The organism is Streptomyces sp. NPDC048211 (genome assembly GCF_043202315.1).
In the GTDB taxonomy this organism is placed as follows: Bacteria; Actinomycetota; Actinomycetes; order Streptomycetales; family Streptomycetaceae; genus Streptomyces.
This window is the reverse complement of the sequence record NZ_JBIDAD010000004.1, coordinates 609810-628478: the sequence shown is the minus strand read 5'-3', so window position 1 is coordinate 628478 and position 18669 is coordinate 609810. Positions and strand designations below refer to the sequence as shown.

The 18669-nt window shown below is 71.8% G+C and carries 19 protein-coding genes; 12 read left to right on the top strand and 7 right to left on the bottom strand.

The genetic code is table 11. The features are described 5' to 3' along the window. The first annotated feature begins 417 nt into the window (after positions 1 to 417). Both aceE and ACGFZA_RS19070 read left to right on the top strand, forming a co-directional pair. The gene (gene aceE / locus ACGFZA_RS19075) at positions 418 to 3087 is read left to right on the top strand and encodes a pyruvate dehydrogenase (acetyl-transferring), homodimeric type (RefSeq protein ID WP_385287989.1); all 2670 of its coding nucleotides are present in this window, start codon (positions 418 to 420) and stop codon (positions 3085 to 3087) included. Between the two features lie 257 nt (positions 3088 to 3344). Then, positions 3345 to 3866 (top strand): DUF4240 domain-containing protein, encoded by a 522-nt coding sequence (locus ACGFZA_RS19070; protein WP_385288021.1) that lies wholly within the window; start codon positions 3345 to 3347, stop codon positions 3864 to 3866. 21 nt (positions 3867 to 3887) lie between these two features. On the opposite strand, the gene ACGFZA_RS19065 is transcribed toward ACGFZA_RS19070, so the two are convergent. After that, positions 3888 to 4415 (bottom strand): GNAT family N-acetyltransferase, encoded by a 528-nt coding sequence (locus tag ACGFZA_RS19065; protein ID WP_385287986.1) that lies wholly within the window; start codon positions 4413 to 4415, stop codon positions 3888 to 3890. A gap of 55 nt (positions 4416 to 4470) precedes the next feature. Here ACGFZA_RS19065 and ACGFZA_RS19060 point away from each other — a divergent pair, with 55 nt between their 5' ends. Both ACGFZA_RS19060 and ACGFZA_RS19055 read left to right on the top strand, forming a co-directional pair. Continuing rightward, complete coding sequence (locus ACGFZA_RS19060) at positions 4471 to 5370, top strand: TIGR01777 family oxidoreductase (RefSeq protein WP_393680378.1); 900 nt, start codon at positions 4471 to 4473, stop codon at positions 5368 to 5370. 191 nt (positions 5371 to 5561) lie between these two features. Beyond that, positions 5562 to 6911 carry an NAD(P)/FAD-dependent oxidoreductase gene (locus tag ACGFZA_RS19055; RefSeq protein WP_393680376.1) on the top strand — a complete coding sequence of 450 codons (1350 nt, stop codon included), beginning with the start codon at positions 5562 to 5564 and terminating at the stop codon, positions 6909 to 6911. Between the two features lie 221 nt (positions 6912 to 7132). On the opposite strand, the gene ACGFZA_RS19050 is transcribed toward ACGFZA_RS19055, so the two are convergent. Beyond that, positions 7133 to 8827 carry a regulator gene (locus tag ACGFZA_RS19050; protein ID WP_385287980.1) on the bottom strand — a complete coding sequence of 565 codons (1695 nt, stop codon included), beginning with the start codon at positions 8825 to 8827 and terminating at the stop codon, positions 7133 to 7135. A gap of 315 nt (positions 8828 to 9142) precedes the next feature. Here ACGFZA_RS19050 and lipB point away from each other — a divergent pair, with 315 nt between their 5' ends. From lipB to ACGFZA_RS19030, 4 genes are all read left to right on the top strand, one after another. Next, on the top strand, positions 9143 to 9955 hold the full coding sequence (gene lipB / locus ACGFZA_RS19045) for a lipoyl(octanoyl) transferase LipB (RefSeq protein ID WP_385287978.1): 813 nt from the start codon (positions 9143 to 9145) through the stop codon (positions 9953 to 9955). A gap of 132 nt (positions 9956 to 10087) precedes the next feature. Further along, positions 10088 to 11053 carry a lipoyl synthase gene (gene lipA / locus ACGFZA_RS19040; protein ID WP_385287977.1) on the top strand — a complete coding sequence of 322 codons (966 nt, stop codon included), beginning with the start codon at positions 10088 to 10090 and terminating at the stop codon, positions 11051 to 11053. A 367-nt stretch (positions 11054 to 11420) separates the two neighbouring features. Next, entirely contained in the window at positions 11421 to 11621 is a 201-nt protein-coding gene (locus ACGFZA_RS19035; RefSeq protein ID WP_136330099.1) for a hypothetical protein, read from the top strand. Positions 11622 to 11640: 19 nt separating this feature from the next. Further along, on the top strand, positions 11641 to 12351 hold the full coding sequence (locus ACGFZA_RS19030; protein ID WP_385287975.1) for a DUF4191 domain-containing protein: 711 nt from the start codon (positions 11641 to 11643) through the stop codon (positions 12349 to 12351). A 195-nt stretch (positions 12352 to 12546) separates the two neighbouring features. On the opposite strand, the gene ACGFZA_RS19025 is transcribed toward ACGFZA_RS19030, so the two are convergent. After that, a complete protein-coding gene (locus ACGFZA_RS19025) occupies positions 12547 to 13014 on the bottom strand; it encodes an RDD family protein (RefSeq protein ID WP_385289203.1) in 468 nt (155 codons plus the stop codon). A 276-nt stretch (positions 13015 to 13290) separates the two neighbouring features. On the opposite strand from ACGFZA_RS19025, the gene glnA reads away from it, so the two are divergent. After that, complete coding sequence (gene glnA / locus ACGFZA_RS19020; protein ID WP_326735800.1) at positions 13291 to 14700, top strand: type I glutamate--ammonia ligase; 1410 nt, start codon at positions 13291 to 13293, stop codon at positions 14698 to 14700. 146 nt (positions 14701 to 14846) lie between these two features. Here the strand turns inward: glnA and ACGFZA_RS19015 are convergent, their stop codons facing one another. Beyond that, complete coding sequence (locus ACGFZA_RS19015) at positions 14847 to 15233, bottom strand: VOC family protein (protein ID WP_385288976.1); 387 nt, start codon at positions 15231 to 15233, stop codon at positions 14847 to 14849. Positions 15234 to 15316: 83 nt separating this feature from the next. Continuing rightward, positions 15317 to 15802: a hypothetical protein gene (locus ACGFZA_RS19010; RefSeq protein WP_385288973.1), complete on the bottom strand. Its 486-nt coding sequence runs from the start codon at positions 15800 to 15802 to the stop codon at positions 15317 to 15319. 136 nt (positions 15803 to 15938) lie between these two features. On the opposite strand from ACGFZA_RS19010, the gene ACGFZA_RS19005 reads away from it, so the two are divergent. Beyond that, entirely contained in the window at positions 15939 to 16382 is a 444-nt protein-coding gene (locus tag ACGFZA_RS19005; protein ID WP_393680370.1) for a hypothetical protein, read from the top strand. A gap of 55 nt (positions 16383 to 16437) precedes the next feature. Here the strand turns inward: ACGFZA_RS19005 and ACGFZA_RS19000 are convergent, their stop codons facing one another. Further along, entirely contained in the window at positions 16438 to 16707 is a 270-nt protein-coding gene (locus tag ACGFZA_RS19000) for a hypothetical protein (RefSeq protein ID WP_385288967.1), read from the bottom strand. A 119-nt stretch (positions 16708 to 16826) separates the two neighbouring features. On the opposite strand from ACGFZA_RS19000, the gene ACGFZA_RS18995 reads away from it, so the two are divergent. Beyond that, positions 16827 to 17186, top strand: coding sequence for an arsenate reductase family protein (locus ACGFZA_RS18995; RefSeq protein WP_385288964.1), 360 nt, complete (start codon positions 16827 to 16829; stop codon positions 17184 to 17186). A 43-nt stretch (positions 17187 to 17229) separates the two neighbouring features. On the opposite strand, the gene ACGFZA_RS18990 is transcribed toward ACGFZA_RS18995, so the two are convergent. Continuing rightward, entirely contained in the window at positions 17230 to 18105 is an 876-nt protein-coding gene (locus ACGFZA_RS18990) for an alpha/beta fold hydrolase (RefSeq protein ID WP_385288962.1), read from the bottom strand. 69 nt (positions 18106 to 18174) lie between these two features. Here ACGFZA_RS18990 and ACGFZA_RS18985 point away from each other — a divergent pair, with 69 nt between their 5' ends. Beyond that, positions 18175 to 18651, top strand: a complete 477-nt coding sequence (locus ACGFZA_RS18985; RefSeq protein WP_393680367.1) for a MarR family winged helix-turn-helix transcriptional regulator — start codon at positions 18175 to 18177, stop codon at positions 18649 to 18651. The last annotated feature ends 18 nt before the right edge of the window (positions 18652 to 18669 follow it).

Here is an 18669-nt window from a genome sequence, read left to right as displayed (position 1 = left end):
GTGCGCCGCACACCCGAACCCGGGGCGCCGCACACCCGAACCCGGGGCGCCGCACACCCGAACCCGGGGCGCCGCACACCCGAACCCGGGGCGCCGCGCACCCGACGCCGGGGCGCACCGTGCCCCGGCCCAAGGTGCCGCGCGCCCGGGGCCGAGGTGCGCCGAGATGCGCATGTGTCGTGAGTGACGCTCATCCGTGAAGTCGAGCGCCCCTTTTCCTCCCATAAATCCCGTCACTCCGTGCCCCGTTTCGCGGCACCCCATGCCACTTTCTTCATATCAAGAAGTTTTGCCTTTCATCCTTTGATCGATCATCGATCGGAGCCTTACAGTTCAGTCGCGGGCCCACCGGCCCCATCGCCCTGTCCTGCCAGTCAGGGACTTCTCCACCCCCCTCCTCACCGGAAGGCGGCGATCATGACCGACCCCGTAGGAAAGCTTCCGAGCGAGCTCGACCAGCTCCCGGACCGCGACCCGGAGGAGACCGCCGAATGGGCGGCCTCCCTGGATGCCGTCACCAAGGCCGCGGGCCCGCACCGTGCCGCGTACCTGATGCGGCGCTCGCTCCAGCACGCCGAGGGCGCCGGTCTCGCGCTGCCCAAGCTGCTGGAGACCGATTACGTCAACTCCATCCCCACCGCCGCGGAGCCCGCCTTCGACGGTGACCTGGAGATGGAGTCGAAGATCACCGCGTGGAACCGCTGGAACGCGGCCGCGATGGTCACCCGTGGCTCCCGCTTCGGCGTCGGCGGCCACATCGCCACCTTCGCCTCGGCGGCCTGGCTGTACGAGACCGGCTTCAACCACTTCTTCCGCGGCAAGGAGGGGGACGGCTCCGGAGACCAGCTCTATATCCAGGGCCACGCCTCCCCCGGCATCTACGCCCGCGCCTTCCTCGACGGCCGGCTGAACGAGCAGCAGCTCGACAACTTCCGCCAGGAGGCGGGCGGCGACGGTCTGCCGTCCTACCCGCACCCGCGGCGGCTGCCCTGGCTGTGGGAGTTCCCCACGGTGTCGATGGGTCTCGGCCCGCTCTCGGCGATCTACCAGGCGCGCTTCAACCGCTACCTGGCCAACCGCAACATCAAGGACACGTCGAACTCGCACGTCTGGGCCTTCCTGGGCGACGGCGAGATGGACGAGCCCGAGTCGACCGCCGCCCTCGCCCTCGCGGCGCGGGAGCAGCTCGACAACCTGACCTTCGTCATCAACTGCAACCTGCAGCGCCTCGACGGTCCGGTCCGCGCCAACTTCCGGGTCGTCCAGGAGCTGGAGGGCGCCTTCCGCGGCGCCGGCTGGAACGTCGTCAAGACGCTCTGGGGCACCGCCTGGGACGAGCTGTTCCAGCTCGACACCACGGGTGCGCTGGTGCGCCGGCTCCGTGAGGTCCCGGACGCGCAGTTCCAGACGTACGCCACCCGCGACGTCGCCTACATCCGCCAGCACTTCTTCGGCACCGAGCCCGCGCTCGCCGAGCTGGCGAAGCTGCTCACCGACGCGAAGATCGCCGAGTGCTTCCACACCTCGCGCGGCGGCCACGAGGCCCGCAAGGTGTACGCGGCGTACCGGGCGGCCCTGGCGCACAAGGGTGCGCCGACGGTGATCCTGGCGCAGACGGTGAAGGGCTACACGCTCGGCCCCGGCTTCGAGTCGCGCAACGCCAACCACCAGATGAAGAAGCTGGACGGCAAGCAGTTCCGCGCCATGCGCGACCTGCTGGACCTGCCGATCCCGGACTCGAAGCTGGACGAGGGCCTGGTGCCGTACGGCCACCCGGGCGCCGACTCCCCCGAGGTCCGCTACCTCCAGGAGCGCCGTGCCGCGCTCGGCGGCCCGGCCCCGGCCCGCCGGGTGCACGCCGTGGCGCTGCCCGCGCCCGAGGAGCGCGCGTTCGCCGCGCTGAAGAAGGGTTCCGGCAAGCAGGAACTGGCCACCACGATGGCCTTCGTCCGTCTGGCCAAGGACCTGATGCGGGACAAGGAGACCGGCAAGCGCTGGGTTCCGATCGTCCCCGACGAAGCCCGCACCTTCGGCATGGAGGCGCTGTTCCCGTCGGCCGGCATCTACTCGCCGCTGGGTCAGACGTACGACCCGGTCGACCGCGACCAGCTGATGTACTACAAGGAAGCCAAGGACGGCCAGGTCCTCAACGAGGGCATCACCGAGGCCGGTGCCATGGCCGACTTCATCGCCGCCTCCACGTCGTACGCGACGCACGGCGAGCCGATGATCCCGTTCTACATCTTCTACTCGATGTTCGGCTGGCAGCGCACGGGCGACCAGTTCTGGCAGCTCGGCGACCAGCTCGGCCGCGGCTTCGTCGTCGGCGCCACGGCGGGCCGTACGACGCTGACCGGTGAGGGTCTCCAGCACGCGGACGGCCACTCGCACCTGATCGCGTCCACGAACCCGGCGTCGCTCAACTACGACCCGGCGTTCGCGTACGAGATAGCGGTCATCGTCCAGGACGGTCTGCGGAGGATGTACGGCCCCGAGGCCGAGAACGTCTTCTACTACCTGACGGTCTACAACGAGCCGAAGCCGCAGCCCGCGATGCCGGAAGGCGTCGAGGAGGGCATCCTCAAGGGCCTCTACCGCTTCAAGGAGGGCACGCCCGCGAAGGCGGACGCGCCGCGCCTGCAGCTGATGGCCTCGGGTACGGCGATCCACTGGGCCCTGGAGGCCCAGGAACTGCTGGCCGCGGACTGGGGTGTCACGGCCGACGTCTGGTCCGCCACCTCGTGGGGCGAGCTGCGCCGGGACGCGCTGGAGTGCGACGAGGCGCTGCTCCGCGGTGAGCTGCGGGTGCCGTACGTGACCCAGGCGCTGGAAGGCGCACCGGGCCCGGTCCTCGCGGTCAGCGACTGGATGCGCCAGGTGCCGGACCAGATCAGCCAGTGGGTGGAGCAGGACTGGACCTCGCTCGGCACGGACGGTTTCGGTATCTCCGACACCCGTGACGCGGCCCGCCGCCACTTCGGCGTCGACGCCCAGTCGATCGCGGTCGCGGCCCTGGCCCAGCTGGCCCGCCGCGGCGAGGTGCCCGCGTCGGCGGTCAAGGAGGCCCGCGAGCGTTACGGGCTCTGACGGCCCCGAAGGCGGCGGCAGGGACACCCTGCCGCCGCCTTTCGCATGCGGGTGCCCCGCTCCGGCAGCGGCTCCTCCCCGTCCACCGGGCGGGCTCGCCCCGCACCGCTGCACGGACTTCGCCACCGCCGCCGTCAGCGGCCCCGGCGGGCACGTGAGGACATCTTTTCGAGCCCGGCCGATGAGTGAGGCCGTAAGGCTTCATTTCGGCGTCTGGGCGTGCATCGGCCGTCCCCGGGGCAGATGCTGGACCCGTGATGGACGAGACGGAATTCTGGGAGATGGTCGACAGCACCCGCGAGGCCGCCGACGGCGACCCCGAGGACCATGCCGACCTGCTCGTCGAACGGCTGGTGCAGCTCGATCCCGATTCCGTGCTGGATTTCGCCCGGCACTTCGAGGCCCGCTACAACCGCGCGTACCGCTGGGACCTGTGGGCCGCCGCCAGTGTGCTGCTCGGCGGAGCGAGCGACGACGCCTTCGACTACTTCCGCTGCTGGCTGATCGGCCAGGGCCGGGAGGTCTTCGAGGGCGCGGTGCACGATCCGGACAGTCTGGCCGAGCTCCTCGACGACTTCGACGAGGAACTGGACGGCGACGCCGAGGAGCTGGGCTACGCAGCCGACGAGGCGTACGAGCAGCTCACCGGGGTGGTCGCGCCGGACCTCGGGCTGCCGCCCCAGGCCGCCGAGCCGGAGGGCACTCCGTTCGGCTTCGAGGACGACGCGGCCCTGGCGGCGCGGCTGCCCGCGCTGTGGCAGCGGTTCGGCGCCGCGTGAGTCACGAGGGCTCCGGCCCGGTCACGGGCTGAGCGGGCGGCCCATCAGCACGTCGTCCACGTATCGCCCGTGCAGGAAGAACTCGCCGCGCAGCACGCCCTCGACGGCGAAGCCCTCGGAGGCGTACAGCGCGCGGGCGGGGCTGTTGTGCCCCAGCACCCGCAGGGTGATCCTGTTCGCTCCTTCGCCGCGTGCGTGGCCGCACGCGGCCCGTATCAGCGAGCGTCCCACGCCCCGGCCCCGCGCCCAGCCGGCCACGGCGAGTCCCTGTATCTGCCGGACATGCGCGTTGCAGACCAACGGGGTGGGCGGCACCACGCGGACGTAGCCGGCGATGACCGTCTCGCCCGTCCGGTTCACCGCTTCGGCCACCAGGACGTCCTGCGGCCGGTGCCGGTCGTCGAAGAACGGCTGGTACGGCGGCTGAGGACGGGGCATCACTTCGTGCAGCGTCGACCAGGTGCCGCGGTCGAGCTCCCCGAGAGCGGGGCCGTCCCCGGGAACGGCGTGTCGGACGGGCAACGCGGTGAAGAGGGAGGGCTCAGCCATGGGCGCCACTGTGCCACGCCCCGTGTCGCGTGAACCATGGGGCAGGATGGGCTCCATGCCGCACTCCCGTATCGCTGTCACCGGATCGACCGGACTCATCGGAGCGGCGCTGGTGCGCTCGCTGCGGGCCGACGGACACGAGGTGGTCCGGCTGGTCCGGCACCCGGCGCGGTCCGGCGACGAGGTCGAGTGGGACCCCAGACGGGGTTACGTGGACGTGGCCGGGCTGGTGGGCTGCGACGCAGTCGTCCATCTCGCCGGGGCCGGGGTCGGCGACCACCGCTGGACCGACGCGTACAAGCGGGAGATCCGGGACAGCCGGGTGCTGGGGACGGGCGCGATCGCCGAGGCCGTGGCCTCGCTGGACGTACCGCCCAAGGTGCTGCTGTCCGGGTCGGCGATCGGCTTCTACGGCGACACCGGGGACCGTGCGGTCGACGAGGGCGCACCGCCCGGTGACGGTTTCCTGCCGTCGGTGTGCGTGGAGTGGGAGGAAGCAACGGCCGCCGCGGAGGAGGCCGGTGTGCGGACCGTGCACGCGCGCACCGGACTGGTCGTCGCCCGGGAGGGCGGCGCCTGGGGGCGGCTCTTCCCGCTGTTCCGCGCAGGTCTCGGCGGCCGGCTCGGCGACGGACGGCAGTACTGGAGCTTCATCGCGCTGCACGACCACATCGCGGCGCTGCGGCATGTGCTGGACACGCCGGAGCTGTCCGGACCCGTGAATCTGACGGGTCCGGACCCGGTCACCAACGGCGAGGTGACGGCGGCGATGGGCCGGGTGCTGCGCCGGCCCACCCTGTTCACCGCTCCCGCGCCCGCGCTGCGGATCGCCCTGGGTGAGTTCTCCGAGGACGTGCTGGGCAGTCAGCGGGTGCTGCCGGGGCGGCTGCTGGACTCGGGGTTCGCCTTCGCCTTCCCCGGGATCGACGCCGCCATCCGGGCTGCTCTGCGCTGACCCCGCACCCCAGGAGCCGCCCCCCGTCGCCGAATTCAGACGGATGTGCGACCCCATGCACCGGTGCCCTGGGTCGCGCGCGACTGCGCGCGATCCGGCCACCCTCCTAGCCTCATGCCGAACGCGCGCATTCCGGTGGCCTGTTGAGGGCAAGAGCCTCCCACCAGTTGCGCCGACCCGGGGAGGGGCATGTGCTCAGCACGGCACAGCACGCGGACGTCGTCATCATCGGGGCCGGGATCGCCGGCCTGTCAGCGGCCCACCTACTGACCAGTGCGGGAGTCAGCGTCAGCGTCCTGGAAGCCGGCCCCCGGGTCGGCGGCCGGATGATGACCGACGAGGTGGACGGCTTCCGGCTCGACCACATCGGGCCGCTTCTCACCACCTCACATCAGGAGCTGTACGCGACACCGGGGCTCGGCGGACTCGTCCTGCGGAACTTCGATCCCGGCGTACTCGCCCACAGCGAGGGCCGCCGTTACCGGACCGGGGAGATACGCGGCCCCCGGGGCGCACGCAGCGCGCGGGGCGCACTCAAAGCGGCGCGCGCCCTCGCAAGCGCCCCCCGGGCGCCCCTGGGCGGGAGCCTCACCGGCGCCATGGGCGGGGCGATCGACCAGGCCCGGCTCGGCGCGGCGCTGGCCCGGCTCGCGGCCACCCCCCGGGCCCGCATCCTGGCCCGGCCGGAACGGGCCGCGCTCGACGCCCTGTCCGGCCGGGGCCTGTCCTCAAGAACGCTCAACGGTTTCGTGCGCCCCCTGCTCACCGCCCTGCTCAGCGACCCCGCACTCATCACGTCGAGCCGGTGCGCCGATCTCGCGCTGCGCGACTACGCGAGCGGCAGGCTCTGCGTACCGTCGGGAGGTTCGGCCACGCTGCCCGGACTGCTCGCGGCCACGCTGCCGCCCGGCACCGTGCGGACCGGCGTGCACGTCACTGCGGCGGACATCACCTCGGTGCGCACCAAGGAACACGGCGAACTGGGCTGCCGCTCCCTGCTGCTCGCGACCGGTGCGAGCGCCTCGGCCGAACTGCTGCCCGGTCTGCACGTGCCCTCCTTCCACCCGGTGACGGTGCTCCACCACACCGCCCCCGCTCCCCCGCCGACCGGCGCCTCACTGCTCCTGGACGCCGACCGCTCGGGGCCGGTCACGCACACCGCGGTGATGAGCGAGGTGGATCCGGCGCGCGCCCCGCACGGCCGGGTCCTGATCAGCTCGACGGTGCTCGGTACCCCGCCGGCCGACCTGGACCGCACGGTCCGCGCGCACCTCGCGACGCTCTACGGCACACCCACCGACGACTGGGAGCTGCTGGCCACCCACCACGATCCGGAGGCGGTGCCCGCGATGGTGGCCCCGCACGACCCGCAGCGCCCGGTCCGGCTGCTCGCCGGCCTGTACGTCTGCGGCGACCACCGCGACACCGGCACGGTCCAGGGAGCCCTGTCCTCCGGTCGTCGCGCAGCCGGGGCGATCCTCACCGACCTGGGGGTGCGCCCCGCCGGAGAGAACACCACGGCGCTCCCCGAGGCGGCGTAGGGGGTGTTCCGGAAGGAGCGTCGTCCGCCCTGAGGCGGGCTCGCGACGTCCGGTGAGGTGCATCGCAAGGCGGAGGGCCGCCCGCGTACCGGGCGTACTCGGGCGGCCCCGGCAACGCGGCGAGGGGCCGCGCCAGGCGTCGCGAGCCGGAGGGGACATTCGACACCCGATCCGGAGCCGCTGCCGGGACCGGGCCGGGGCGGCGCCCGCCGGGCGCGGCCTCATCCCAGCGCGGCCACCCGCTCGCGGTAGCCGCGGACCGCGGCGGCGTCGCGGAAGGGTTCGAGGCGCCGCTCGAAGTCCCGTACGTACTCCGTGGCGCGCACCGACCGCATCTCGGCGGCCTGCTGCGCGGCTTCCGCGCCCAGCCGGCAGGCCTGGTCGAGCTCGCCGAGCCCGAGCCGGGCGGAGGCCAGTACCACCCGGCAGAACAGCCGGCTGCGGGCGTACGCCGGGGCGCGCAGCTGGAGCGAGCGTTCGGCGTGCTGTGCGGCGGCCCGGTACTGCTGGAGGTCGCGGTGGCAGTGCCCGAACTCGTCGGCGAGCTGGGCCTCGTCGAAGTAGCGCGCCCAGTGCGGCACCTCGTCGCCGGGGCGGGAGGCCTCCAGCGCCCGTTCCGCCCGCGCGAGCGAGGCCACGCACGCCTTGGCCTCGCCGAGAACGCCGTGACCGCGCGCCTCGACGGCGTGCAGAAGGGCCAGGACGGCGTGGGGCGCGGCGGAGCCGACGCCCTGCTGGGCCACCCGTGCCAGCTGTACCGCCTCGCGGCCGTGGCCCAGGTAGACGGCCTGCCGGCTCATGGTGATCAGGACGAAGCTGCCGTAGGCCCGGTCGCCCGCGGCCTGGGCCAGCCGTAACGCCTGGACGAAGTAGCGCTGGGCGAGCCCGTGGGCCGCGATGTCGTACGAGGTCCAGCCGGCCAGCCGGGTCAGGTCGGCGGCGGCCGCGAAGAGCCGCCGCCCGGTGACCTCGCCGTATGTACCGCGCAGCATCGGCTCCGCCTCGTGCTCCAGGTACCGGACGAGGGCCTGTCTGGCGTGGCCGCCGCCGTAGGCGTTGTCCAGGGTGCGGAAGAGCTCGGCGACCGAGCGCAGGGCGGCGACGTCACCGCTGCCGACCCGCTGTCCGGAGCCCCGCTCGGTCTGCCGCTGCCGGGGAACGCCGCTGCCTCCGGCGCCCGGGGACGGCGGGGCGCCGCCGGGAGCGTGCGGGCCGGCGGGCCGGGACGGGGCGGGCCCTCGGAGGCCGTGCCGGACGCCGTGCCCGGGCGAGCCGCCCTGCTCGGGCACCCCGGGCACGAACCCGCCGCCGGGTCCGGTGAGGCCGCTCACGCCGCCGTGCTGCCCGTTCGCCGCGCTGCCGTACACCGCTTGCGGTCCGGACGCCGGGCGCGGCCCGGCGTGCGGCTGGGCGCTCCCGTGCGCCCTCCCGGCACCGCCCGCCACCGCGCCGGCCTCGCCCGCCCGGCCCACCCACTCGTCCGCCCGCCCGATCAGCCAGTCCCGGCTGGGGACGACCAGCCCCGCCGGGGTGAAGGCGATCTTCCGCAGCTCCGCATGGCTGCCGGAGTCCTTGCGCCACAGCCCGCTGACGATGTCGACCGCCTCGGCCGGGGTGGCCGCGAACTCCAGGCCGGCATAGACGGGGGCGCAGGCGTCCAGGCCCAGGTCCTGCGCGGAGAGCCGGCGGCCGAGCCGCCGGGTGAAGACCTCGGCGATCAGCGCGGGGGTGGTGCCCCGGGGCTGCTGCCCGCGCAGCCAGCGGGTCACGGAGGTCTTGTCGTACCGCAGGTCGAGGCCGTGTTCGAGACCGAGCTGGTCCACCCGGCGGGCGAGGCCGGCGTTGGAGAACCCGGCTTCGGTGATGAGCGAGGCGAGTCGGCGGTTGGGGGTGCGCTGCGGGGGTCGTTCCGACATCAGCTGTACGGTCTCCTGCCTTCGGGGCCGGGCGGGCAGTCCCTGGGGCCTGCTCTGACGTTTCCCCGCGGCGTCGCGGTGCTGGGCAGGCCCTGGGGAACGGCGTGAATTTAGCGGCCCCCGGGGCGACCCCGGCCACCTTCGCTTCACATTCATCCGATCGTGTGAGGATTGAGGGCGGCGCTGACGGGAACCACCTGCCGGGCCCCCGCTCCGACGCCGGTCGTACAGTGGCCGGAGGCGCGATTCGGTGCATGGTGACGTGACGGCGGGGACATCCCCGGGCCCGGCACCGCAAGTAGAGAGGCTGCTGTCGTGACTGAGCTTCGGTTCGTCCGTCTGGGATTCGGCGAGAACGCCGTCGACTACCAGGAGGCCTGGCAGAAGCAGCGCGAGGTGCACGCGGCACGGTTCGAGGACACCGTCCCCGACACCTGTCTGCTGCTGGAGCACCCGCCCGTCTACACGGCGGGCCGGCGCACGGCCGACAACGAGCGTCCCCTGGACGGCACCCCCGTCATCGACGTGGACCGCGGCGGCAAGATCACCTGGCACGGTCCCGGCCAGCTGGTCGGCTACCCGATCCAGAAGCTGCCGCGCCCGGTGGACGTCGTCGCGCATGTCCGCCGCCTGGAGGACGCGCTGATCCGCACCGCCGCCGAGTTCGGCGTGGAGACCAGCCGGGTCGAGGGCCGCAGCGGTGTCTGGGTGCTCGGCGACCCGGTCGAGGAGCGTCCGGCGATCGGCGGTCTCTCGCTCGACTTCGACCCGCGGCTGCAGGACGAGGAGTTCGACGCCCGGCTGAACGGCCCCGAGTACGCCCCCTCCAACGCCGGCCAGCGCCGCGAGGACCGCAAGCTGGCCGCGATCGGCATCCGGGTCGCCAAGGGCGTCACCATGCACGGCTTCTCGTTCAACGTGAACCCGGACACCACCTGGTTCGACCGGATCGTGCCGTGCGGCATCAGGGACGCCGGCGTCACGTCGCTCAGTTACGAACTCGGCCGCGAGATCACGATCGCCGACGTGCTCCCGGTCGCCGAGAAGCACCTCCGGGACATCCTGGAGAACGCCCACCTCGCCCCGCGTACCGTCGAGCGCAAGGACGATGCCGTGGCCACGGCATGACTCTCGGAGCACCCCTCCGGGAATAGGCCCTGCCGGCTACAGGTTGGGTAGACGTAAAGCCGTTTGAACTACGGGCGTACCCTGGTGTTCGCCGAAGAATCCAATGCAGCGAAAGCAAAGGGGAGTGCCGGAGTGTCCGCTGTCGCACCCGACGGGCGCAAGATGCTGCGCCTTGAGGTCCGGAACAGCCAGACCCCCATCGAGCGCAAGCCCGAGTGGATCAAAACCCGGGCGAAGATGGGCCCCGAGTACAACCAGCTGCAGAAGCTCGTGAAGAGCGAGGGTCTGCACACGGTGTGCCAGGAGGCCGGCTGCCCCAACATCTTCGAGTGCTGGGAGGACCGCGAGGCCACGTTCCTCATCGGCGGTGACCAGTGCACCCGGCGCTGTGACTTCTGCCAGATCGACACGGGCAAGCCGCAGGAGCTGGACCGCGACGAGCCCCGCCGTGTCGGTGAGTCGGTCGTCACGATGGACCTGAACTACGCCACCATCACCGGCGTCGCACGCGACGACCTGGAGGACGGCGGCGCCTGGCTGTACGCCGAGACCGTGCGCCAGATCCACGCGCAGACGGCGGAGCGGGAGGGCGGCTACACCAAGGTGGAGCTGCTGATCCCCGACTTCAACGCCGAGCCCGAGCAGCTCGCCGAGGTCTTCTCCTCGCGCCCCGAGGTGCTGGGCCACAACGTGGAGACGGTGCCGCGGATCTTCAAGCGGATCCGCCCCGGCTTCCGCTACGAGCGCTCCCTGGAGGTCATCACCCGCGCCCGCGAGGCCGGCCTGGTGACCAAGTCCAACCTCATCCTCGGCATGGGCGAGACCCGCGAGGAAGTCAGCCAGGCCCTCCGGGACCTGCACGACGCGGGTTGCGAGCTCATCACGATCACGCAGTACCTGCGGCCGACCCCGCGCCACCACCCGGTCGAGCGCTGGGTGAAGCCCCACGAGTTCGTGGAGCTCAAGGAGGAGGCCGACGCGATCGGCTACTCCGGCGTGATGTCCGGTCCGCTGGTGCGCTCCTCGTACCGCGCGGGCCGGCTGTTCCAGCAGGCGATGGAGCGGCGCGGTGCGGTGGCCCCGGCGCCGTCCGCGTAACGCGGTCCGTGTGAATCCGGGCACAAGAAGCTACTGAGAAGTAATGGCTGATTCGACGCGGCCCATGCGCTCCTCGCAGGTCGGAGGCGCGTATGGGCCGCGTCGGCGTGCGCGGCGCCCATATCAAGGTTTCATTGGTGTTTGACCGACCGGTCATGCGCTGGTAACACCAAGCAGTGACCCTGGATGCACGCAGCGCAGTGGCTCCGGCGCCGTGACCGGCAGCGTCCGCCCCGACGGGGGCGGAGACTTCCGGGAGAGGCACCGCCTGCCATTGCCGCCCCTGCGCCCCATATCCAGTCCGCGCAGCACACTCCGCCCACCGGGCACCGTCCGGTGAGGCATCCGTTCCGAGGGGACTTCCACGATGCAGGCCGTGCCGGTACGCGCCACCGCCCTTCCGTCCGTCACCGATGCCCTCCGCGCCGTCGAGTCGCTGCTGCTGAGCAGCGGCCAGCGCACCGCCCGCCGAAACGCCTGGACGGCCGTCCTGGAGGACCGCCGCCGGGCCAAGGACCGGGTCGAGTCCGAGTACGTACTGGAGGCCGTGGCCGACCACCGTTCCTAGGCCACGTAAACTTCATTGCATGGCGAGGAAGGCAAAAACCACTGAAGGCGCGGACAGCGCCGAGAACGCGGGGCGGCTCAAGCAGATCGCCCTGACCTACAAGATGACCAGGCGGACCGACTCCAAGATCGGTCTTGTCGTCGCGGGTGTGGGAATCGTCACCTTCGGTGTCCTCCTCGCGATCGGTTTCTTGATCGACCACCCGATCTACGTGGGCATCCTGGGCTTCGTGCTCGCCCTCCTCGCGATGGCGATCGTCTTCGGGCGGCGTGCCGAGCGGGCTGCCTTCGGGCAGATGGAGGGACAGCCGGGCGCAGCGGCGGCCGTGCTGGACCGGGTGGGCCGTGGCTGGACCACGACGCCGGCGGTCGCGATGAACCGCAGCCAGGACGTCGTCCACCGTGCCGTGGGCAAGGCGGGCATCGTGCTGGTGGCCGAGGGCAACCCGAACCGGGTGAAGAGCCTGCTGGCGGCCGAGAAGAAGAAGATGGCCCGCATCGTGGTCGACGTACCCGTGCACGACATCATCGTCGGCAACGGCGAGGGCCAGGTGCCGCTCAAGAAGGTGCGCACCAAGATGCTGAAGCTGCCGCGCGTCCTGTCCGGCCCGCAGGTGACGGCCGCCAACGACCGGCTGCGCGCGATGGGCGACCTGATGAGCAACATGCCGCTGCCGAAGGGCCCCATGCCGAAGGGCATGCGGATGCCGCGCGGCGGAAAGATGCGCTGAGCGGACTGAGAGAACGCACGAAGAGGGCGGGTCGCGAACCACCGGGTTCGCGACCCGCCCTCTGTCGTCGGTGCTGTGCTCGTCGGGGAGGGGCTCGGTGGCCTGTTCCTCGTGGAGGGGCCTGGCTACCCTGCCCCCTCGCGGGAAGGGCCCCGGTGACCCGCTTCCTCGGGGAGGGACGGCCTTCGCCGTCGCTCAGATACGGATCTGAACGGCGCGGGCCAGCCGGTCGTGCAGTCCGCGGCCGTCGCGGTCCCAGACCAGGGCCGGGATCACCAGGCACAGCAGCACGCTGCGCACCAGCACCCGCCCGAGCCCGAGGCGCCCGCCGTCCTCGGCGACGACCTTGATGCCCAGCAGGCGCTTGCCGGGCGTACAGCCGATGGTGCCGACGGTGAGCACACTCAGTACGAGGAAGATGCCGAGCGCCCAGTTCCCGGCCGCCTGCTGGTCACCGCGAGCGAACAGCCCGTATGCGATCAGCATGCACAGCGCCCAGTCGACGAAGACCGCGCCGAAGCGCCGGCCGAGCGGGGCGACGGCGCCCGGCCCCTGTTCGGGAAGCCCGAGCCGCTTGCCCCGGTACCCGAAGTCGGCGCCCATCTCCTCGGCGGCCGCGCGCGGCCCGGAGAGCCACGATCCGATTGCTTGCCTATTGTCCACCCGACCACGGTACTGCGCCCGCCCGCGGCCCCTGCCGGGCGGGGGCCGCCACGGCCCCGGACATCGCGCCGAAACCGGCCCGGAACGCGCCCGGAACCGGCCGTCGCGCCGGACACGAGGTGCCGCTCACACCCGGCCCGGTTAACTTCGGCGAAACAAATGGGTCATGCTTGAGAAATCCGGTCTGCCTATGGTCGGGTCCAGCGTGTGCCACCGCACTGGCCACACAACGAGCTGCAACCCCGTCCCTCCCGGGCCGGGAGTAGGAGGAGTTGGATGTTCCAGAACGCCGACGACGTGAAGAAGTACATCGCCGACGAAGACGTCAAGTTCATCGACGTCCGGTTCTGCGACCTGCCCGGTGTGATGCAGCACTTCACCATCCCGGCAGCCGTCTTCGACCCGAACGAGGAGCTCGCCTTCGACGGCTCCTCGATCCGCGGCTTCCAGGCCATCCACGAGTCCGACATGGCGCTGCGCGCAGACCTGTCGACCGCCCGTGTCGACCCGTTCCGCCGCGACAAGACCGTCAACATCAACTTCTTCATCCACGACCCGATCACGGGCGAGCAGTACAGCCGTGACCCGCGGAACGTGGCCAAGAAGGCCGAGGCCTACCTCGCCTCCACCGGCATTGCCGACACCGCGTTCTTCGGCCCCGAGGCCGAGTTCTACGTGTTCGACAACGTCCGCTTCCAGACCTCGGCGAACGAGTCCTTCTACCACATCGACTCCGAAGCGGGCGCCTGGAACACCGGCTCGGAGGACAACAACCGCGGCTACAAGGTCCGGTACAAGGGCGGCTACTTCCCGACCCCGCCGGTCGACCACTTCGCCGACCTGCGTGCCGAGATCTCCATGGAGCTGGACAAGAACGGCCTCCAGGTCGAGCGCCAGCACCACGAGGTCGGCACCGCCGGCCAGGCTGAGATCAACTACAAGTTCAACACGCTGCTCGCCGCGGCCGACGACCTGATGCTCTTCAAGTACATCGTGAAGAACGTCGCCTGGCGCAACGGCAAGACCGCGACCTTCATGCCGAAGCCGATCTTCGGTGACAACGGCTCGGGCATGCACGTCCACCAGTCCCTGTGGGCCGGCGGCGACCCGCTGTTCTACGACGAGCAGGGCTACGCGGGCCTCTCGGACATGGCGCGCTACTACATCGGCGGCATCCTGAAGCACGCCCCGTCGCTGCTGGCCTTCACCAACCCGACGGTGAACTCCTACCACCGCCTGGTCCCCGGCTTCGAGGCCCCGGTCAACATGGTGTACTCGCAGCGCAACCGCTCCGCCGCGATGCGCATCCCGATCACGGGCTCCAACCCGAAGGCCAAGCGCGTCGAGTTCCGCGCCCCGGACCCGTCGTCCAACCCGTACCTCGCCTTCTCGGCGCTCCTGATGGCCGGCCTGGACGGCGTCAAGAACAAGATCGAGCCGCCGGAGCCGATCGACAAGGACCTGTACGAGCTGGCTCCCGAGGAGCACGCCAACGTCCAGCAGGTCCCGACCTCCCTCCCGGCCGTGCTCGACGCCCTGGAGGCGGACCACGAGTACCTGCTGGCGGGCGGCGTCTTCACGTCCGACCTGATCGAGACGTGGATCGACTTCAAGCGGACGAACGAGATCGCCCCGATCCAGCTGCGCCCGCACCCGCACGAGTTCGAGCTGTACTTCGACCTCTAGGCGGCGGGGCCCGGCCGGTGCGCACCGCCCGGCCCGTGCCCTGAGGTGACGCGGACAGAACGACGAGGGCTCCACCCCGCAGTACGGGGTGGAGCCCTCGTCGGCGTATCCGGACCCGGTCCGGGACTACCGCGTCGTACCCGCCCTCACGCGCTGTGCACGATCTGGATCAGGTTGCCGCAGGTGTCGTCCAGCACCGCGACCGTCACCGGGCCCATCTCCAGCGGCTCCTGGGTGAAGCGCACCCCCAGTCCGCGCAGGCGGGCGAACTCCGCGGGGACGTCGTCCACGGCGAAGGAAGCGGCCGGGATGCCGTCCTTGACCAGGGCCGTCATGTACGGCTTCACCGCGGGATGGCCGTCGGGCTCAAGCAGGAGTTCGGTCCCGTCCGGGGCCTGCGGTGAGACCACCGTCAGCCAGCGGTCGCGGCCCACCGGGACATCGGCCTTCTTCACGAAGCCCAGCACGTCCGTGTAGAAGCGCAGGGCCTTGGCCTGGTCGTCGACGAAGACGCTGGTCAGATGGATCCTCATGAGGTGTTCTCCCGTGAGTCGGTGCGGGTACGGCGGCGTGCCGGGGCGGGCGCCGCCGCTCCGTCCGCGGCCGTCGCCCGGGCTCAGTGCCGCAGCGCCTGGCCCACCTCGACCTTCACGTCCCCGTCGAGCTTGCGGTTGCTGCGGGCGGTGGCGTCCTTGGTCCCCTTGGAGGCCACATCGTCGACCGTCACCACGACCGTGTCGAGCAGATTGCCGCTCGGGTCCTTGAAGTTGATCTGCACGGCGTACGACTGTGACGAGCCGGTGCCGTTCTTCACCGTGATCTTCGAGGTGACGCGGCCGTCCTCGTCGGTGGCGGGTGCGCCCGCCTTCACGTCGCCGCCCGCGTTCACACCGTCCTTGAAGCTGTTCAGCTTGTCCCCGGCGGCGGCGGTCGCCGAGGCGACCACGTCGGCCCCCTGGGAGGCGACGGACGAGGCCGCCGACGCCGCCTTGGACACCGTGCTGGACGCGCTGTCCCCGTCGTCCGAGCACGCCGATGCCGTGAACGCCACCGTCATCGCCACCAGGACCGCACTCGCACCCCGTACGCCTCGCCTCGTCATCGTGCCTCCCAGCACTCGTCCGTCGCCCCCAAGTCAAGGGGGCGGCAGATGGGGGCGCATGCGGTGTAGGCCGGACGGGTGAGCCGGCGGGGGCGGTGGGGTCGCGGACGGGGCCCGGACCACCGAGGCTGGGGGGATGAGCGAGCAGACCGGTCCCGGCGCACCGGCCCCGCCGCCTCCGCAGCGGCGGCGGCGGCTGTGGCCGTGGGTGCTGTTGATGATCCTCGTGCTGCTCGCCCTCGGCGTCGGCGCCGTCTCCGCGGTGCTGGCCCGCGAGGTCTCGGCGGAGGGCTCGCGCACCGTGCACATCCGGTACGAGGTCACCGGCGCCGCCGAGGACGTGACACTGACCTACAGCACCTGGAAGGGCGATGAGCTGTCGACCGGGCGGCTGACCCTGCGGAGCCTGCCCTGGGCCGGGGAGCTGGACACCAGGGGATTCATGAGCGGTGGTTCGTTCGTCGTCACCCTCGGGAAGTCGGGCGGCGACGTGGCCTGTTCGGTGACGGTGGACGACGGCACCCGTCGCACGGCCAGGGCCTCAGGATCCTTCGCCACCGCCGCGTGCAACGGGTTCTGAGACACGAACGCGCCCCCGGGCTCCCGGGGGCGCGTTCCTCGGCGGGCGGCCGGTCTCAGCGGCCGTAGCGGATCAGCGCGCGGACCATGCGGCAGGTGGTGTCGGACGGCGGGTGGATGGCGAGGCGCTCGGCCGCCGTGCGTATCCGGGCGTTGCTCGCGCTCGACGGGTGGTAGACGCCGGTGTCGAGCAGGGCGATCGCCAGGCGCATCGCCTTCAGCCGGCGGTTGTGGGAGACGTACCACTCACGGGGACGGCCGGCGGGGAGCGACTTCTTCTTCAGGGGTGTGTGGAGCGGCTTGGTCGTGACTGCGGCTACGGCCATTGGCAACCTCCTGGAGCGGTGGTGGAACCCTCACGAACTACCCCCATTTTACTGCCCCCCACTGACAATCGCCCCTGGCCAGAGGGGTTTTCGGGGGTCCATCGCGTACCTTTGGCCCCATGGAGATCTGGATCAATCCCGCCTGTTCCAAGTGCCGCGGTGCACTGACGCTGCTCGATGCCGAAGGTGCCGACTACACCGTCCGCCGGTACCTGGAGGACGTGCCGTCGCCGGACGAGATCCGGGCCGTGCTGGACCGCCTGGGGCTGGAGCCGTGGGACATCACGCGGACGCAGGAGGCGGACGCGAAGGAGCTGGGTCTCAAGGAGTGGCCACGCGAGGCGGACACCCGGGAGCGCTGGATCACCGCCCTCGCCGAGCACCCGAAGCTGATCCAGCGGCCGATCATCACGGCGCAGGACGGCACGGCCGTGGTGGCGCGCACGGACGAGGCGGTCCGGGACGCACTGGGTCGCTGAACGCGCGCCGGAGCGCGTGCGCCGGAACTGCCGGGCGGCGGAACTACCGGGCGGCTGCGAGGAACTCCGCCATCCTGTGGTTGAGTTCGGCCGCCACCGGCCCGTACAGCGGCAGTGCGTGGTGGGAGGCGCCGCGCAGAACGGCGGTCCCGGCCTGCGGCAGCAGCCGGTCGACGGCAGCGGCCACCCGCGCCGCGTCCTGGGCACGCCCCTGCCCGGCGAGGAGGACCAGGGCCGGTACACCGAGTCCGTGCACGGCCTCGGGCGAGGGGCGCGGCCCGGTGACCGGGCGGGCCCAGGGGAGACCCGCCGCCGCTTCTCTCATCCTCAGCCAGACGGGGTCCAGCGGGGCGTGGCCCGTCTCCCAGGCGAGGAAGGCGCGCGTCCGTGCGGCGTCGGGGCGCAGCAGCATCGGGAGCACGCGCAGAAGGTAACCGGGGCGGAAGCCGGCGAAGCAGCCGGTCGGGTCGACGAGGGTCAGGCTCCGGACGCGGTGGGGTGCGCGCAGGGCGTAGTGGAGGGCGATCCAGCCGCCGTACGAATGACCGCAGAGCGCGGCCGGTCCGGCCCCCAGGGCGTCCAGCACCGCGTCGAGCCAGCTCTGCAGATCCTCGACGGTGCGGATCCGGCGCTCCCCCACCGTGCTGCGGCCCGGCTCGCCGACGAGGTCGACGGCGTGGACCCGGTGGGTGCGGCCGAGTGCGGCCGCCTGGGAGTACCAGACGGTGGAGGTCGCGCCGCCGCCGGGCAGCAGGAGCAGGGGCGGGGCGTCCTCGGGACCGTAACTGTTGAGGTGGGTCGTGCCGTACGGGGTGAGGATCTGCGTGGAGGCGGTTCCGTCGGGCCACAGGGCAGCCAGAACCTCGTCGTAGGCCGCGAGGAACGCCGCCGTGCCGGTTGCGGACGTGGTGGGTGTCATGGCTGCTCCCTGGACTCCGTCACGGGGATATTATCTCGCCGAGCGAGATAATGGAGCGAGGAGCCGCACATGGGCGAGCAGGGAGCCGAGCGGGAGATCGTCCATCTCCTGCGTAGGGTCACAGTCGAATTCGGACTGCGTCAGGCCGAATTCGCCGCCCGGAACGGCATGCATCCGACGGACGTACGAGCCCTGGTCTGTCTTCTCGACGCCGAGCGGAACGGGACCGACGCCACGGCCGGCCGGCTCGGCGCCGAGCTCGGACTCAACTCGGCGGGCACCACCTCGCTCATCGACCGGCTGGAGCGCCTGGGGCATCTGACGCGCACCCGCGATGCCCGGGACCGGCGGCGGGTGCTGCTGTCCGTGACCCCGCAGGCCGTGGAGCTGGGATGGGCGGCGTTCGGACCGATGATCGGGAGCGCCGAGGCGCTGCTGCGGGAGTTCGACGAGGCCGAGGTCGCCGCGGTACGGCGGTTTCTGCTCGGTTTCCACGCCGCGGTGTCGGCGCGACCGGGCCCAAGAGGCGGCGCGGATCGCCCATGAGGGGTGTCGCGCCGGCCC

Bases quoted from the DNA above. Each gene is read 5' to 3' on its own strand.
- ACGFZA_RS19005 (WP_393680370.1), top strand. From the start codon at position 15,939: ATGAGCGAGCAGACCGGTCCCGGCGCACCGGCCCCGCCGCCTCCGCAG.
- ACGFZA_RS19065 (WP_385287986.1), bottom strand. From the start codon at position 4,415: ATGGCTGAGCCCTCCCTCTTCACCGCGTTGCCCGTCCGACACGCCGTT.
- ACGFZA_RS18985 (WP_393680367.1), top strand. From the start codon at position 18,175: ATGGGCGAGCAGGGAGCCGAGCGGGAGATCGTCCATCTCCTGCGTAGG.
- ACGFZA_RS19015 (WP_385288976.1), bottom strand. From the start codon at position 15,233: ATGAGGATCCATCTGACCAGCGTCTTCGTCGACGACCAGGCCAAGGCC.
- ACGFZA_RS19070 (WP_385288021.1), top strand. From the start codon at position 3,345: ATGGACGAGACGGAATTCTGGGAGATGGTCGACAGCACCCGCGAGGCC.
- ACGFZA_RS19010 (WP_385288973.1), bottom strand. From the start codon at position 15,802: ATGACGAGGCGAGGCGTACGGGGTGCGAGTGCGGTCCTGGTGGCGATG.
- ACGFZA_RS18995 (WP_385288964.1), top strand. From the start codon at position 16,827: ATGGAGATCTGGATCAATCCCGCCTGTTCCAAGTGCCGCGGTGCACTG.
- ACGFZA_RS18990 (WP_385288962.1), bottom strand. From the start codon at position 18,105: ATGACACCCACCACGTCCGCAACCGGCACGGCGGCGTTCCTCGCGGCC.
- ACGFZA_RS19030 (WP_385287975.1), top strand. From the start codon at position 11,641: ATGGCGAGGAAGGCAAAAACCACTGAAGGCGCGGACAGCGCCGAGAAC.
- glnA (WP_326735800.1), top strand. From the start codon at position 13,291: ATGTTCCAGAACGCCGACGACGTGAAGAAGTACATCGCCGACGAAGAC.
- ACGFZA_RS19035 (WP_136330099.1), top strand. From the start codon at position 11,421: ATGCAGGCCGTGCCGGTACGCGCCACCGCCCTTCCGTCCGTCACCGAT.
- aceE (WP_385287989.1), top strand. From the start codon at position 418: ATGACCGACCCCGTAGGAAAGCTTCCGAGCGAGCTCGACCAGCTCCCG.
- ACGFZA_RS19060 (WP_393680378.1), top strand. From the start codon at position 4,471: ATGCCGCACTCCCGTATCGCTGTCACCGGATCGACCGGACTCATCGGA.
- ACGFZA_RS19000 (WP_385288967.1), bottom strand. From the start codon at position 16,707: ATGGCCGTAGCCGCAGTCACGACCAAGCCGCTCCACACACCCCTGAAG.
- ACGFZA_RS19050 (WP_385287980.1), bottom strand. From the start codon at position 8,827: ATGTCGGAACGACCCCCGCAGCGCACCCCCAACCGCCGACTCGCCTCG.